The organism is Paraburkholderia kururiensis JCM 10599 = LMG 19447 (assembly GCF_003986935.1).
Lineage (GTDB): Bacteria > Pseudomonadota > Gammaproteobacteria > Burkholderiales > Burkholderiaceae > Paraburkholderia > Paraburkholderia kururiensis.
Window position 1 is genome coordinate 194,973 of record NZ_RJZE01000007.1, and the last position, 14,483, is coordinate 209,455.

Annotated in this window: 13 protein-coding genes; 11 read left to right on the plus strand and 2 right to left on the minus strand. The window is 67.7% G+C overall.

Annotated features, from left to right (window positions below; translation table 11 throughout):
• The first annotated feature begins 635 nt into the window (after window positions 1-635).
• Both PKKP23_RS10665 and PKKP23_RS10670 read left to right on the plus strand, forming a co-directional pair.
• A complete protein-coding gene (locus PKKP23_RS10665) occupies window positions 636-2,702 on the plus strand; it encodes a D-(-)-3-hydroxybutyrate oligomer hydrolase (protein WP_126876901.1) in 2,067 nt (688 codons plus the stop codon).
• A 275-nt stretch (window positions 2,703-2,977) separates the two neighbouring features.
• Window positions 2,978-3,223, plus strand: coding sequence for a hypothetical protein (locus PKKP23_RS10670; RefSeq protein WP_017772935.1), 246 nt, complete (start codon window positions 2,978-2,980; stop codon window positions 3,221-3,223).
• Window positions 3,224-3,326: 103 nt separating this feature from the next.
• On the opposite strand, the gene PKKP23_RS10675 is transcribed toward PKKP23_RS10670, so the two are convergent.
• Window positions 3,327-4,115: a sulfite exporter TauE/SafE family protein gene (locus PKKP23_RS10675; protein ID WP_017772936.1), complete on the minus strand. Its 789-nt coding sequence runs from the start codon at window positions 4,113-4,115 to the stop codon at window positions 3,327-3,329.
• 230 nt (window positions 4,116-4,345) lie between these two features.
• Here PKKP23_RS10675 and rarD point away from each other — a divergent pair, with 230 nt between their 5' ends.
• The 9 genes from rarD (at window position 4,346) to PKKP23_RS10720 (ending at window position 13,763) form a co-directional block, all read left to right on the plus strand.
• Window positions 4,346-5,236 carry an EamA family transporter RarD gene (gene rarD, locus PKKP23_RS10680; RefSeq protein ID WP_017772937.1) on the plus strand — a complete coding sequence of 297 codons (891 nt, stop codon included), beginning with the start codon at window positions 4,346-4,348 and terminating at the stop codon, window positions 5,234-5,236.
• A gap of 231 nt (window positions 5,237-5,467) precedes the next feature.
• Complete coding sequence (locus PKKP23_RS10685) at window positions 5,468-5,926, plus strand: (2Fe-2S)-binding protein (protein WP_126876845.1); 459 nt, start codon at window positions 5,468-5,470, stop codon at window positions 5,924-5,926.
• A gap of 226 nt (window positions 5,927-6,152) precedes the next feature.
• Window positions 6,153-8,405 carry a xanthine dehydrogenase family protein molybdopterin-binding subunit gene (locus PKKP23_RS10690; RefSeq protein WP_205703001.1) on the plus strand — a complete coding sequence of 751 codons (2,253 nt, stop codon included), beginning with the start codon at window positions 6,153-6,155 and terminating at the stop codon, window positions 8,403-8,405.
• Window positions 8,406-8,566: 161 nt separating this feature from the next.
• Entirely contained in the window at window positions 8,567-8,986 is a 420-nt protein-coding gene (locus PKKP23_RS10695; protein WP_126876903.1) for a DUF2946 domain-containing protein, read from the plus strand.
• Between the two features lie 293 nt (window positions 8,987-9,279).
• Window positions 9,280-9,642, plus strand: a complete 363-nt coding sequence (gene copC, locus PKKP23_RS10700; RefSeq protein ID WP_026121066.1) for a copper homeostasis periplasmic binding protein CopC — start codon at window positions 9,280-9,282, stop codon at window positions 9,640-9,642.
• A 65-nt stretch (window positions 9,643-9,707) separates the two neighbouring features.
• Window positions 9,708-10,304: a DUF2946 domain-containing protein gene (locus PKKP23_RS10705; RefSeq protein ID WP_126876846.1), complete on the plus strand. Its 597-nt coding sequence runs from the start codon at window positions 9,708-9,710 to the stop codon at window positions 10,302-10,304.
• 136 nt (window positions 10,305-10,440) lie between these two features.
• On the plus strand, window positions 10,441-11,013 hold the full coding sequence (locus tag PKKP23_RS10710) for a YcnI family protein (RefSeq protein WP_126876847.1): 573 nt from the start codon (window positions 10,441-10,443) through the stop codon (window positions 11,011-11,013).
• Window positions 11,010-13,193, plus strand: a complete 2,184-nt coding sequence (locus PKKP23_RS10715; protein WP_420873217.1) for a TonB-dependent receptor family protein — start codon at window positions 11,010-11,012, stop codon at window positions 13,191-13,193. Before PKKP23_RS10710 ends, PKKP23_RS10715 begins: the two co-directional genes overlap by 4 nt.
• 129 nt (window positions 13,194-13,322) lie before the next feature.
• On the plus strand, window positions 13,323-13,763 hold the full coding sequence (locus PKKP23_RS10720) for a copper chaperone PCu(A)C (protein ID WP_176048923.1): 441 nt from the start codon (window positions 13,323-13,325) through the stop codon (window positions 13,761-13,763).
• A gap of 70 nt (window positions 13,764-13,833) precedes the next feature.
• On the opposite strand, the gene PKKP23_RS10725 is transcribed toward PKKP23_RS10720, so the two are convergent.
• Window positions 13,834-14,310, minus strand: a complete 477-nt coding sequence (locus PKKP23_RS10725) for a VOC family protein (protein WP_126876848.1) — start codon at window positions 14,308-14,310, stop codon at window positions 13,834-13,836.
• Window positions 14,311-14,483: the final 173 nt, after the last annotated feature.

The following is a 14,483-nucleotide window of genomic DNA, read 5'->3' on the forward strand; positions in this document are numbered from 1 at the left end:
TCTTGGCCTACGAGCGCCCAGGTAACCCGCTACCGGACAGACGCCGCGGTCCCCGCGCACCGCCTCAACACGTCCCACGTTCCACGTTTCTCGCGCCGCCGAACTTCGGTTCCGGCGGCGTTTCGGCGGGTATTGATCTGCATCGCTTCAAATCGGCGATGCTCCCTCTGTTCTTGCGCTTCGCCGTACGCCGTGCGGCTCTTCGCGCAATGTCCTTGGCTGCCGCAAGGCCCGTGTCCATACTCGTAGACGTCGTTGCCGGCGTCGTCAGCACTTCTTTGCGTTCCCGGTCGCCTGACGTAGACAACGTCGTCTACGAATCGGGACGAACGCGCAAGGACCGCGCGTAAAACGCACACCGAAGCCACCCGCAACGCACGACCGCGCGCCCGCGCTCGCGCGCGAGTCCGACGGTCACGCCCGTGGTCTCGCGTCTGCGCCGCGTGGCGCATGCCGTATGAATACCGCGGCTCCTCGTAGGCGCAGAACGTGCATTCCCGCGTCGGCCTGCTGGCATGGCGTTCCGGATAGAAGAGCATAGAAGACACAACAAACCTTCGAGCATGGAGACGACGATGACACGCACCTTGCCGTTCCGACCGACCTTTGCGCCGCGTTTCACCTACGCAGCATGGATGCTCGCCGCGCTCGCGGCGTGCCACGGCACGAGCAGCGGCAGCTCGGGTCCGCAGACCAACGCGCTGCCCGCCTTCGTGGCGGGCAGCGTGCGCATCACGAGCTACGACGGCAACACCGACGACCTGCTCACCGCCGGTCTCGGCAAGACGGGCATCGGCTCGTCCACGGCGCCCGCGTTCGCGAATCCGTCGAGCCCCACCGCCGCGGAGCTGCGGCGCCTCGCGATCTGGTCGAACTACCGCGCGCTCGTCGATATGTCGGCGAACGGCGGCTACGGACGCTTCTGGGGGCCCAACGTCGACCTGAACGGCAACGACACGCTCGGCGAAGGCAAGATCGCCGGCACCGAATACCTCGCCTACGCCGACGACGGCAGCGGCACGCAAAACGTGAGCCTTCTCGTGCAGGTGCCCGCGAGCTTCGACGCCAACCATCCGTGCATCGTCACGGCCACGTCGTCGGGCTCGCGCGGCGTGTATGGCGCGATCTCGGCGGCGGGCGAGTGGGGCCTCAAGCGCGGCTGCGCCGTGGCCTACACCGACAAGGGCACGGGCAACGGCGCCCATGAACTCGCGACCGATACGGTCACGCTCATCGACGGCACCGTGGCGAGCGCAAGCGCCGCGGGGCGGTTGAGTCTCTTCACCGCGAACGTGCCGGCCGCGACGCTCGCCACCTTCAACCAGACGTTCCCGTACCGCTACGCCTTCAAGCACGCGCATTCGCAGCAGAACCCCGAACAGAGCTGGGGCAAGGACACGCTCGAAGCCGTGCAGTTCGCCTACTGGGCGCTCAACCAGCAGTTCGCGCCGGTGGTCGCCGGCTCGCAGCACGGCGTGCGCTACCAGCCGGGCAGCGTGACGACGATTGCGGCGTCCGTGAGCAATGGCGGGGGCGCGTCGATCGAGGCCGCCGAAGAAGACACGCAGGGCTGGATTACCGCGGTCGTGGTGGGCGAACCGCAGGTCAACGTGGCCATGAACGCGGGCACGCAGGTGCAGGAAGGCGGCGCGCCGATCAGTGCGGCAGGCAAGCCGCTTGCCGACTACATGACGCTCGCGAACCTGCTCGAGCCGTGCGCGGCGGCCGCGAGCCAGCTGGCCACGGCGCCGTATCTGAGCGGCTTGCCGCTTGCCACCACGCAGTCGATCCGCTCGGCGCGCTGCGCTTCGCTTGCGGCGGGCGGCGTGATCAGCGGCGGCGATCTGCAAAGCCAGGCCGCGAGCGCACTCGCGCAACTGCACGCAGCGGGCTACGAGAGCGACTCCGATTTCCTGCAGGCGCCCATGTGGGACTCGCAGGCGGTGCCCGCGGTGGCCGTGACCTACGCGAACGCGTACACGCGCGCGAGCGTCACCGACAACCTCTGCGCCTTCAGCTTCGGCGCCACGAGTGCGACCGGCGCGACGGGTGCGGCGGGCGTGGCGCCGGCCGTCTCGCCGATGTCCACCGTCTTCGGCCTCGGCAACGGCGTGCCGCCCACAGACGGCATCAACCTCGTCTACAACAACGGCAGTGCGGGCGCCGCGGACCACCGGCTCGCCACCTCGGACGCGAGCTATACCGGCGCGCTTTGTCTGCGGCAACTCTGGACCAACGGCAACGCGACGATGGCCGCGAGCGTGGCGGCGATCCGCGTGAACGGCGACCTGCACGGCAAGCCGGCCATCATCGTGCAGGGACGCAGCGACGCGCTCGTGCCCGTGAACCACGCCTCGCGCGCGTACCTCGCGCAGAACAGTTTCGCGGAAGGCAAACGCAGCCAGCTCTCGTTCTACGAAGTGACGAACGGCCAGCACTTCGACGCGTCCCTGCCCATCGCGGGCTTCGATACGCGCTTCATTCCCGTGCACTACTACAACCTGCAGGCGCTGAATCTCATGTGGAACCATCTGAAGAGCGGCGCGCCGCTGCCGCCGTCGCAGGTGGTGCGCACGGTGCCGCGCGGCGGCACGCCGGGCCAGGCGCCGGCGCTCACCACGGCCAATCTGCCGGCGATTGCGGCGGACCCGGGCGCGAACGTGATCAGCGTGAACGGCGGCGTGGTGAACGTGCCGCAGTAAGGCGGGGCGCGTGTTCAGGGGACGCGCCCGCGATGCCGGGCTAGATATGGCCCGGCGACGATTCAGCGAGGGTTCAGCGAGGGTTCAGCGAGGGCACGGCGAAGATTCAGCGAAGGTTCAACGCGGCTGCAACGTCGTTTCACCGAAAGCTCAGTGTGCGTGCTGACACACAACTTTCCCTGTCGGCGGTGTAGCGTGTGCGGGTGCGCGTCGGGAACGCTGCCGGCAGCAGCGACGTGCACACGAGAACGCGAGGCGAGCGCGAGGTGAGCGAAATGAGACACCTGACCTACACCGACCTGCCCATCGGCGACCGGGCCGCTTTCGAGCTGGTGTGCGCGCGGCACGGCTTCGCGCCGGCGCACTTCGACGTGACGGGCGACGAAGATCCGTTCGACGCCGCGCATGGGTCGCTCGTGACCGTGCGCCGCGGCGGCTGGGCGCAGTCGTATCGAATGGATACCGGCGGGCAGTGGGTGCGCCAGTTCGAAACCGACCTGAACTGCCGGTTCTTCCGCTGAACAGCGGGCGCCAGAGCGCTCGCCGGACGAAAGCTGAACGTTGAGATCGCCTTGCCGAGACGGCAGGCGTTCGGGCTGACCCGAGGCTAATCGAGGCTGGCGATCAGGCCAGCACCAGCCGCACGCCCACGAGCGTGAGTGTGGCCGCGAGCAGATTGCGCAGCAGCGCTTCGGGCGCACGCGAAGCGAGCAGGCTGCCAATCACGATGCCCGGCAGCGACCCCGTCAGCAGCGAGAGCAGCAGCGACCAGTTCACCGACCCCAGCAGCCAGTGTCCCGCGCCTGCAAGCAGCGTGAGCGGCACTGCGTGCGCGATGTCCGAGCCCACGATGCGCGAGACAGGCAGCGCGGGATAGAGCAGCAACAGCACCGTCACGCCGATCGCGCCCGCGCCTACCGACGTGAGCGTCACCAGCGCCCCCAGCACCGCGCCCGTCACGATGGTGAGCGTCATGGTGCGCGCCTGCGTCTGCTCCTTGCGATGCCGTGCCGCGAACGCGGCGAGCTGTGGGCGGAACACGAGCGCCGTCGCCGTGATGAGGAGCGCCGCGCCCAGCACCATCTGGATCAGTTGGCTGCCGTGCGGCGTATCCATGCCGTAGCGATGCAGCAGGAGCAGCGTGATCGTGGCCGCCGGCACGCTGCCCGCGGCGAGCCGCAGCGTCACGAGCCAGTCCACCGATCCCTTGAGCCCGTGCACGAGCGTGCCCGCCGTTTTCGTCGCCGATGCGTAGAGCAGGTCGGTGCCCACCGCCGCCGCCGGATGAATGCCGAACAGCAGCACGAGAATCGGCGTCATCAGCGAACCCCCGCCCACGCCTGTCAGGCCGACGAGAAAGCCGACGCAAAGGCCGGAGAGCGAGTAGAGCAGGTCGATATGAGGTAATGACATCGCTGGGTGGACCTTTGCGGCTTCCTTGGGCGTTCCCGGTTGTGAGGCTTGCGCGAGGCTTCCCCCGGAGGGGACGAGCTGCCCGGGCCTTCATGGACAGCAGCCGGTGCGGACGGCAAAATCCGATATTGTCGCAAAAACGGGCGCAGCTGCCTCCAAAGGCGCCTGGCACCGTATCGCGCCGCGCCTGTCTTTGCCACTGCCCGCCTCTCGCACCCACATAACAATCAATGAATCCCGGCATTCTCTACGCACTGCTCGCCTTCACGCTCTGGGGCCTCTTTCCGGTCTACTTCAAGACGCTGCATCAGATCGGCGCGCTCGAAATGCTCGCGCACCGCATGGCGTGGTCGCTGCTCTTTCTCGTGGCCGTGCTCACCGTGCGGCAGCAGTGGCGCTGGCTCGGGCCCGTGCTGCGCGACCGGCCGCTCGTCGCGCGCTTCGCGGCGAGTGCGGTGCTGCTCTCGGCGAACTGGGGCATCTATATCTGGGCCGTGAACGCCGACCATATCGTGGACGCGAGCCTTGGCTACTTCATCAATCCGCTCATCAACGTGCTGTTCGGCCTCGTGTTTCTCGGCGAGCGGCTGCGTCGCGGGCAGTGGCTCGCCGTGGCGATCGCGGGCGTGGGCGTGGTGTGGCTCACGTGGCAGAACGGGCATCCGCCATGGATCAGCCTCGCGCTCGGCTTCACGTTCGCGGGCTATGGGCTCTTGCGCAAGACGGCGAAGCTCGGCGCGCTGGAAGGCCTGACGCTGGAGACCATCCTGCTCTTTCCGGTGGCGCTGCTGTATCTGCTGTGGCTTGCCTCGCGCGGCGCCAACGGCTTCGCCGCCGCGCCGTTCGGCGTGCAACTGCTGCTCGCGGCGGCCGGTCCCATCACGGCGATTCCGCTGCTGCTCTTCGCGGCGGGCGCGCGGCGCATTCCGTTTTCAATGCTCGGTCTCATCCAGTACGTGACGCCCACGCTGCAACTGCTGCTCGGCGTGCTGCTGTATGGCGAACCCTTCGGCCGCGTGCAACTGATCGGCTACGGCGCGATCTGGTTCGCGCTCGCCGTCTATTCGCTCGAAGGGCTGTGGCAGGCCACGTGGCGGCGGCCGCAGCGCAGCACGCCCTAGAGTCTGTGCCCGATGTGAACCGGCCCTAGCCTGATTCTGTGTATTTCATGCCTGTTCCTGTGGATGCGAAGCTGCGCGCTGGCAATGCGCGTCGAAATGCGCAATCCTGATGCGCTTCATCGCATAACGACACAACCCGCGACACAACTCGCGAGATAGCCCGCGACACAATCCGCGAGACAACGAGCGCGCCGCATGCGTTGCTCATACGGTCCACCCACAGGAGCGGTCATGATCCATCTCATCGTCAACGACCAACCTCGCACTTTCGAGGGCGACCCCGCGATGCCGCTTCTCTGGTATCTGCGTGACGAAGCCGGCCTCACCGGCACCAAATTCGGCTGCGGCATGGCGCTGTGCGGCGCATGCACGGTGCATCTGGACGGCGCGCCCATCCGCTCGTGCGTGACGCCCGTGAGCGCCGCCGACGGCCGCCACATCACCACCATCGAAGCCATTGGCGCCACGCCGGCCGGCAAGGCCGTGCAGGAGGCCTGGCAGAAGATCGACGTCGTGCAGTGCGGCTACTGCCAGTCCGGCCAGATCATGAGCGCGAGCGCGCTGCTTGCGCAGAACGAGCGGCCGACCGACGCCGACATTGACGCCGCGATGAACGGCAACGTCTGCCGCTGCGCGACTTACGTGCGCATTCGCGCGGCGATCCACGAGGCGGCGGGCACGCTGGGCTGAACCGCGTGATCGAGCCTCGTGCTCGAACTCGATACGCCGCGAAGCGAACCGCTGAACGAGCATCCGAACGAACGAAGCAGCCCATCCGTAGGGGACGACGATGAAACGCGATAACCCCCGGCATCTGGCCGCGCGCGACGCGAGCCTTGCCACCATTTCCCATGCAACCGTAGACGCCGCCGATGCCGCGCCTGGCGTCGTGCTCAACGTGAGCCGCCGCGGCTTCATGAAGCAGGCGGGCGGCCTCGCGCTGGGCGTGTGTCTCGCGCCGCTCGCCGGCGCCGCAACTGCCGCAGGCGCCGCGACGCCGAAGGCCGCAGCCGCCGCATCCGCAACGGCAGTCAACGCCGCCGCCAACGCAGCCGCCAGCCACGCCGCCTTCGTGCCCAACGCCTTCATTCGCATCGATACGGACGGCACGGTGAGCGTCGTATCGAAGCATCTCGAGATGGGGCAGGGCACCTTCACCGGTCTCGCCACGCTCGCCGCGGAAGAACTCGATGCCGACTGGAGCAAGGTGAAGGTGGTGGCCGCGCCCGCGGACCGTGAGCGCTACAGCAACCTCGCCTTCGGCAAGATGAAGTTCCAGGGCACGGGCGGCAGCACGGCAATGGCCGCGTCGTGGCAGCAGATGCGCAAGGCCGGCGCGACCGCGCGCGCCATGCTCGTGAGCGCGGCGGCCGAGCGCTGGAACGTGCCGGCGTCGAGCATCACCGTGCGCGAGGGTGTGGTCTCGCACGCCGCGTCGGGCCGCAGCGCCGGTTTCGGCGAACTGGCCGCCGCCGCGGCGAAGGTCACGCCGCCCGCCGACGTGCCGCTCAAAGACCCGTCGCAGTTCACGCTGATCGGCAAGACCGGCGTGCATCGCAAAGACTCGCCGGCCAAGGTGAACGGCACAGCCGTCTTCACTCAGGACGTGAAGCTGCCCGGCATGCTGGTGGCGAGCGTGGCGCGTCCGCCGAAGTTCGGCGCCACGGTGAAGCACGTGGATGCGAGCAAGGCGCGCGCCATTCGCGGCGTGGTGGCGGTGGTGCAGTATCCGGGCACGGGCCACAGCGCGCCCGGCGTGGCGGTGCTCGCGGCGAACACCTGGATTGCGCGTCAGGGCCGCGACGCGCTGCGTGTCGAGTGGGACGAGAGCCACGCGTTCACGATGGGCACGCAGCAGATGCTCGCGCACTACCGCGAACTCGCGGGCCAGCCCGCGGATGTCGCGGCCAAACGCGGCGACGTGGACCGCGCACTGCAGCCGGAGGGCGGCGCGAAGATCATCGAGGCCGACTACGTGTTTCCGTATCTGGCCCATGCGTCGATGGAGCCGATGAACTGCGCGATGCACGTCACGAAGAACCGCTGCGAGATCTGGAACGGCGAGCAATGGCAGACCATGGACCAGATCAACGTGGCGCGCGTGCTGGGCCTCGCGCCCGAGCAGGTGGTGATCAACCAGGTCTATGCGGGCGGCAGCTTCGGGCGGCGCGCAAACCCGACCTCGGACTATCTCTGCGAAACCGCGGCCATCGTGAAGGCCGCGCAGCAGCAGGGCGTGAAAGCGCCCATCAAGCTCGTGTGGATGCGCGAGGACGACATGCGCGCGGGCAGCTATCGCCCGTTCAACGTGCATCGTCTGCGCGCGGCCGTGAGCAGCAGCGGCGAGCTGACGGGCTGGCATCACCGCATCGTGTGCCAGTCTTTCCTGAAGGGCTCGGGGCTGGAGGCGTTCATCCAGAACGGTATCGACGGCACGATCGTCGAAGGCGCGGCGGATCTGCCCTATGCCATTCCGAACCTGCGCGTGGAGCAGCGCATTCCCGAGGACGTCACGGTGCCGGTGCAGTGGTACCGCTCCGTGGGCCACACGCACACGGCTTTCGCAACCGAGACGCTGATCGACGAAGCCGCGCACGCAGCCGGCAAGGACCCGTATCAATTCCGCCGCGCGTTGCTGACGGAAAGCCCGCGCGAGCGGGGCGTGCTCGACGCGGTAGCGAAAGCGGCCAACTGGGACCAGCCGCTTGCGCTGGGTGCAGCGGGCGAGCGGCGCGGACGCGGCATCGCGCTGCAAAAGGCGTTCAACACCTACGTCGCGCAGGTGGCCGAAGTCACGGTGAAGTCCGACGGCACCTTCAAGGTGAACCGCGTGGTGTGCGCCGTGGACTGCGGCGTCGCCATCAATCCAGACGTGGTGCGTGCGCAGATGGAAGGCGGCATCGGCTTCGGGCTCGCCATGACGCTCTACGGCGCGATCACGCTCAACGGCGGCGAGGTCGAGCAGTCGAACTTCCACAACTACCGGATGCTGCGCATCGACGAAATGCCGGCGGTGGAGGTGCATATCGTGCCTTCGGCGGAAGCGCCCACGGGCGTGGGCGAACCCGGCGTGCCGCCCGTCGCGCCCGCGGTGGCGAATGCGCTCGCGGCGGCCACCGGCGTTCGTATTCGCGAGTTGCCTGTGCGCACGCCGCTCGTGAAGACCTGAGCGCAACCGGCGCGAGCCGGGAGGCGGGCGCCGCAAAAGACTCGAACCAGGAAGGCTCGAACCAGGAAGGCCCGGGCAGCGCCGGCGGGCGGATGGCATAATCGCGGCTGATCGATTCGCCGCACGGCGGATCGCTTCTCCGTATGCCTTCCCTCGCCAGCATGCTCAATCGCCTCCAGCGGAAAACCGGCTGTCTGCTCGGATTGCTTGCAATCCTGATGCTGACGCTCGCGCCTGCCATCTCGCAGATGCGGGCCGCGGCCGGCCGCATGGAGTTCAGCAGCGAAGCGCACACGCGGGCCTTCGATCTCGCGTTGTGCTCGACGCAGGCGACGCCGGAGAGCACGGCGCTGCTGCCCGACTCGTCCACGCATTCCGCTTCGCACGGCCTCTTCGCCCATCTGCAGGCATGCGGGTACTGCGGCTTCTTTGCTCACACGCCGGCCCTGCCCACCGCGCAGGCCATGTTCGTGCTCACCGTGCGCGCCATCGCGCACCGCGTCGCCACCCGCTTCGAAAGTCTGCGCCGGGCGTTCGCGCTCACTGCCGCGCAGCCTCGCGCCCCTCCTCTCTTCTCGTGATCGACTGAATTCGTCGGCTTGTTTTTCGCCGTCGGGTTTCGTTCGCATTCTTTCGTTTTCGTTCGATATCGCCTCGTGCGGCTTGCCGCCGGTGCCTTGTCTCGCTGGGACGCGTGAGCTTCTGTCGGTCTGCCTTCGTGCGGGCACAGCGGCTCGCGACCCGATATGCGATGCGGGCACGGCAGGCCCACGCGATGCCTTCGCCTGCGCGATGGCATCGCGCCTGGCGGCTCGCGCGGCGATATCGGTTCGCTTTCCGCTTTCCGTTCAATCGTTTCGACCTCAGGTTCATCATGAAAACCGCTTTCTTCGCCCGCGGCCTGGTTGCCGCCTTCGCGCTCGTCCTCGCCCAGTTCGCCTACGCGCACGCACATCCGAAGCAGCAGACGCCGGCTGCCGGCGCCACCGTCGCGGCGCCTCACGAAGTCGTGATCGTCTTCGACGACGCGCTCGAACCCGCCTTCAGTTCCATCGACGTCACCGACGCGCACGGCCAGAGCGTGGCCGCCGCCAAATCGGCGGTGGATGCGGCGAACCACAAGCGCATGACCGTCGCGCTGCGTGAGCTCGCGCCGGGCCAGTACAGCGTGGCATGGATCGCTCTGGCGGCCGACGGCCATCGCACGCAGGGCCGTTACACGTTCACGGTGAAGTGACGGCGAAGTGACGCCGATGAACGCCATGCGCGTGCGTGTGCTTGGGGTCGCTCAGGCTTGCCGGAATGGCTAGCCTGCGCGGCTTGCTCGACGCGATGTCGGCGGCTTGGGTGGCGCCTGTGTGGCCGCGCGCGTCGACGCTGCGCGTGTGGCAGCAGCGAGCAAGGCGAACCAAGTCGTCAGGCCGCTGCGATCAGCCGCCGCGTGCCCGGCGGCGCGCGCATCGCGCCCGGCTCACAGCCTGGGTCGGGCTGCTCGCCATGTGGCTGGCGATCGTCGCGCCCGTGGTCACGCAGCTGCTGCCGACGCAGCCGGTTGCGCCCGCGTCGGCGCCAGCCGACGTGCGCGCGCAACTTCGCGCGGCGCTGTGCTCCGCGCACAACGCCGCGCTGCCGCTCGAGGCTCGCGCATCGCCTCTATACGAGCCCGCACGCGATTCCGTTCTCGGCCCCCATTCGCCTTCTCACGACGATCATCACGCGAAGGCGTGCGGCTACTGCAATCTGCTCGCGCACGCGCCGCCCATTGGCGGCGCGGCGTTCGTCGCCGTCGTGTCGCTCGTCGCTTCGCAGCGAGTCCTCGCACTTCGCGTGCGGCACGTGCTGCCCTTGCCGCGCTTCGCGCTTGCCACGCCGCGCGGCCCCCCGCAGACGGTTGCCTGAACGGCACTGAACACGCCGAACCCGATTTAGCGGCCTGCTTCGTCCTTCGACGCTTCCCTGCGCTCACGTTCACGCGCAACGCGCCGCGACGAACGCCGGCCACGTCATTCGATCTCGTTCTTCAAGGACAACCGTCATGCTCATCGCTTTCAACGGCCGTGCGCCGCGCCGTCGCGCGCTCGCCGTTTCCCTTCTCGTCGCGCTCGCGTCCGTCGCCGGGCGCGCCGCTGCCCACATCACCACCGCGCCCAACGAAGGCGTGGCCGGCTCGTACTTCGAAACCTCGCTCAAGGTGCCGCACGGTTGCGACGGCGCTGCCACCGTCGCCATCCGCGTGACGATTCCGGAGGGCGTGACCTCCGTGAAGCCGCAGATGAAACCGGGCTGGACCGTGCGCATCGCGACGCGCCCCGTCGATCCGCCGCTTGCGGGCGAGAACGGCGCCGTCATCACGAGCACGGTGCAGTCCGTGGAGTGGCGCGGCGGCCCGCTGCCCGATGCCTTCTACGACCGCTTCGGCCTCGTCATGAAACTGCCCGCCACGCCGGGCCGCACGTTGTTCTTCCCTGTCGAGCAGACCTGCGAGCGCGGCAGCCGCGCATGGACCGAGATTCCTGCAGAAGGCGCGGACCCGCATGCGCTGCGCAGCCCCGCGCCGTTCGTGCGCGTGACGGCGCCCGAACCCGCTGCGCACGTGCACGAGCACTGAGGCACTGGGCACCCCAGGAACAACCGCACAAAGAGACCATCATGGGCTACACATTCCAACCTCGGCGCCTATTGCCGGGCCTTGCGGCCATGCTCGCGAGCCACGCCTTCGCGCAAGCCGCGCAGCCTCTGGCCACCACGACCGCCACGACTGCCACGACGGACGCGCCTGCCACAAACGTCTTGCCGGTCATCGTCGTGCGCGACAGCGCCTCGAAATCGCTCACTTCGTCCACCGTCGAAGAGCAACGCCGCACGCTCTTCGAAACGGCGGGCTCAGTCGGCTTCGTCGATAGCAGCACGTACGCGAACACCTACGCCTTCACGCTGCGCGACGTGCTGAAGGACGTGCCCGGCGTGTTCGTGCAGAACCGCTACGGGCAGGAGCTGAGGCTCTCCATTCGCGGCTCGGGCATCGCGCGTTCGTATCACACGCGCGGACTCGAAATTCTTCAGGATGGCATACCGACTAATCTCGCAGACGGCAGCGGCGACTACTACCAGATCGATCCGCTCGCGCTGCAGTCGGTGGAGGTCTACAAGGGCGGCAACGGGCTTGCGTATGGCTCGTCCACGCTGGGCGGCGCCATCGACTTTCTCACGCCCACGGCCTACACCGCGCTTGCGCCGAACATCGTGCGGCTCGAAGGCGGCAGCTACGGCACGCTGCGCACGAGCGCCCAGTTCTCGCGCGTGATCGGGCCGCTCGATTTCCTCGCGACGTTTTCGGTGAATCATGCCGATGGTTTTCGCGCTCACGAGCGTGGGCAGTACGAGCAGTTCAATGCGAACGTGGGCTACCGCTTCAGCCCGCGCGTGGAGACGCGCTTCTACCTGGGCGCCTATGTCGTGGACCAGAAGCTGCCCGGCACGCTCTCGCTCACGGACGCATTGAACAATCCCACGAAGGCCGCCGCGAGCGCCATTGCAGGCGACCAGGCGCGCAACACGCGCACCGAACGCATTGCGAACCGCACGACGGTGAAGCTCGATGTGGGGCAGCTCGACTTCGATACGTGGGCTATCCACAAGAGCCTCTATCACCCCATCTTCCAGGTGATCGACCAGGACGGCTGGACCTACGGCTTCGCGCCGCGCTACACGGCCACGCTGGAGGTGGCCGGCATGCGCGACGACGTGATCGCGGGGGCGCGCGTGTTCGGCGGCAATACGCAGGCGAAGCAGTATGTGAACGTGAACGGCAATCGCGGCACGCAGACGCTCGATTCCACGCAGCGCGCGTACAACTACGAGGCTTACGTCGAGAACCGGCTGTTCTTCCTGCCCACGCTTGCGCTCATGACGGGCGTGAAGTTCTTGCACGACGTGCGCCAGTACATCGACCACGGCGGGCTCGCGGCTGATCCCACCTACAAGTCGGCGAGCCAGAGCTACAGCGGCGCGAATCCGAAGCTGGGTCTGCTCTGGCAACCGCGGCGCGATATTCAGGCGTTCGTCGATATCACGCGCAGCCAGGACGTGCCCGACTTCACCGACCTCACGCAGACGTTCAGCCGCACCACGCAGTTCACGCCGCTCGCGGCGCAGCACGCGTGGACGCTCGAGATCGGTACGCGCGGCAGCAGCGGACGCGTGAGCTGGGACCTCACGGCGTATCGGTCGATGGTGCGCGATCAACTGCTGCAGTACACGACGAACCCCGACATTCCCGCGTCCACCTTCAACGCGAATCGCACCGTGCTGCAAGGCGTGGAGGCGGCGGCGTCCGTGGATCTGCTGCGCGATATCGTGCGATCCGGCGCGGGCGATCGCATCACGCTCTCGGGGCTGTGGAATTACAGCGACTTCCGTTTCAGGAACGACCCGCAGTACGGCTCGAACCGCATCGCGGGCGTGCCCGTGAACGTGCTGCGCGCATCGCTCGGCTACGCACGGCCCGATGGTTTTCACATGGCCGCCACGGTGGACTGGGTGCCCGCCGGCGCGTGGGCCGACGACGCCAACACGCTGCGCGTGCCGGGCTACACGCTCGTGGGCCTCAACGCGGGCTACGACTTTCGCAATGGCGTGTCCGTGTTCGTCGACGCACGCAACCTCACGAACAAGCGCTACGTGAGCGACATCAGCACGGTGGCCGACGCCCGCACGGCATCGAGTCTTGCGATCTTTTATCCCGGCGAAGGACGCAGTGTCTTCGCCGGCATGCGCTACGCGTTTTGACGCGTTTTTCCATGGGTTCCATCACTTCAATCGTGAACGAGGAGGGCAGGTATGAAGGCTTCAAAGAGGATGAGCAACGGCGCGGTGTTCGCGCGCAAGGTGGCGCTCGCATGCTGTCTGGCAGTCGCAATGACAGGGGCAATGACAGGTGCAATGACAGGCGCACAGGCCGCGGGGCAGGCCGCCTCGCAGGTCGAGGTGAGCGGCTGCTGGGTTCGCGCGATGCCGGCCTCGGTGCCGTCGTCGGGCTACTTCACGCTGAAGAACAGCGGCGACGCGGCCGCGTCTCTGACCGGCGTGGCCACACCCGCGTTCGGCATGGCGATGCTGCACCGGACGGAATCGAACGGCAGCACGTCGACGATGGTGGCCATCGACTCCGCCGAGGTACCCGCGCACGGCGAACTCGTGTTCGCGCCGAAGGGGTACCACGTGATGCTCGAACAGCCGGTGAAGCCGCCTGTGCCCGGCAGCCGCATCCCGATGACGTTCAACTTCGCCGACGGTTCGCACGCGAGCGCCACGTGTGACGTGAAGCCGGCTTCGTATGCAGGGCAGCCGGCGCGGTAGCCCTGGGGAGCTTCTGTCGCTTCTGAGGAGCGGATGAAACGGGCGCTGCGCCGTGCGAAACGTGCGGCGTTCAGCGCCCTTCGTACGCCGCTTCCAGTGCGGCGATGTCGAGCTTCACCATCTTCAGCATCGCCTGCATGACGCGCTTCGACTTCCCGGCATCTTTGTCGCGCAGCATTCTGCCGAGCGCGGTGGGCACGATCTGCCACGTCACGCCGAAGCGGTCGCTGATCCAGCCGCACTGCCGGGGCTCTCCACCGTCTTCGCCGAGCTTTGTCCATAGCGCGTCGACTTCGTCCTGCGTCTCGCAGTGCACGAAGAACGAGATGGCCGGCGAGAACGTGAACGCCGGCCCGCCGTTGAGCGCGATGAACGCCTGACCTTCCAGTTCGAACGACACGGACATCACCGATCCTGTTTCGCCCGGTCCCGCTTCGCCGTAGCGCTGTATTTCCGTGATGCGCGAATTCCTGAAGATCGAGGTGTAGAGATTCGCGGCCTCTTCGGCCTGACCGTTGAACCACAGGAACGGGGCGATCTTTTGCATGGTGGATCCCTTCGTGAAGGGCCTGCGGGCAGGCGCGAGGGCGCCTTGCCGCGCGAGGCGCGTGGCTGGAGGGCGAAGCACGCGTCGCGTTGCCGTGTACCGGGTATCGGGTGTCGGTTACCGGTCAGGGGCAGGCGCGCGTGCGGCGATGCGTTTGCGTCGATTGACCGGCT

What these genes read in the sequence shown, in the direction of transcription:
- PKKP23_RS10665 (WP_126876901.1), top strand. Translation starts at nt 636, where the DNA reads ATGCTCGCCGCGCTCGCGGCGTGCCACGGCACGAGCAGCGGCAGCTCG.
- PKKP23_RS10670 (WP_017772935.1), top strand. Translation starts at nt 2,978, where the DNA reads ATGAGACACCTGACCTACACCGACCTGCCCATCGGCGACCGGGCCGCT.
- PKKP23_RS10675 (WP_017772936.1), bottom strand. Translation starts at nt 4,115, where the DNA reads ATGTCATTACCTCATATCGACCTGCTCTACTCGCTCTCCGGCCTTTGC.
- rarD (WP_017772937.1), top strand. Translation starts at nt 4,346, where the DNA reads ATGAATCCCGGCATTCTCTACGCACTGCTCGCCTTCACGCTCTGGGGC.
- PKKP23_RS10685 (WP_126876845.1), top strand. Translation starts at nt 5,468, where the DNA reads ATGATCCATCTCATCGTCAACGACCAACCTCGCACTTTCGAGGGCGAC.
- PKKP23_RS10690 (WP_205703001.1), top strand. Translation starts at nt 6,153, where the DNA reads ATGAAGCAGGCGGGCGGCCTCGCGCTGGGCGTGTGTCTCGCGCCGCTC.
- PKKP23_RS10695 (WP_126876903.1), top strand. Translation starts at nt 8,567, where the DNA reads ATGCTCAATCGCCTCCAGCGGAAAACCGGCTGTCTGCTCGGATTGCTT.
- copC (WP_026121066.1), top strand. Translation starts at nt 9,280, where the DNA reads ATGAAAACCGCTTTCTTCGCCCGCGGCCTGGTTGCCGCCTTCGCGCTC.
- PKKP23_RS10705 (WP_126876846.1), top strand. Translation starts at nt 9,708, where the DNA reads ATGGCTAGCCTGCGCGGCTTGCTCGACGCGATGTCGGCGGCTTGGGTG.
- PKKP23_RS10710 (WP_126876847.1), top strand. Translation starts at nt 10,441, where the DNA reads ATGCTCATCGCTTTCAACGGCCGTGCGCCGCGCCGTCGCGCGCTCGCC.
- PKKP23_RS10720 (WP_176048923.1), top strand. Translation starts at nt 13,323, where the DNA reads ATGACAGGGGCAATGACAGGTGCAATGACAGGCGCACAGGCCGCGGGG.
- PKKP23_RS10725 (WP_126876848.1), bottom strand. Translation starts at nt 14,310, where the DNA reads ATGCAAAAGATCGCCCCGTTCCTGTGGTTCAACGGTCAGGCCGAAGAG.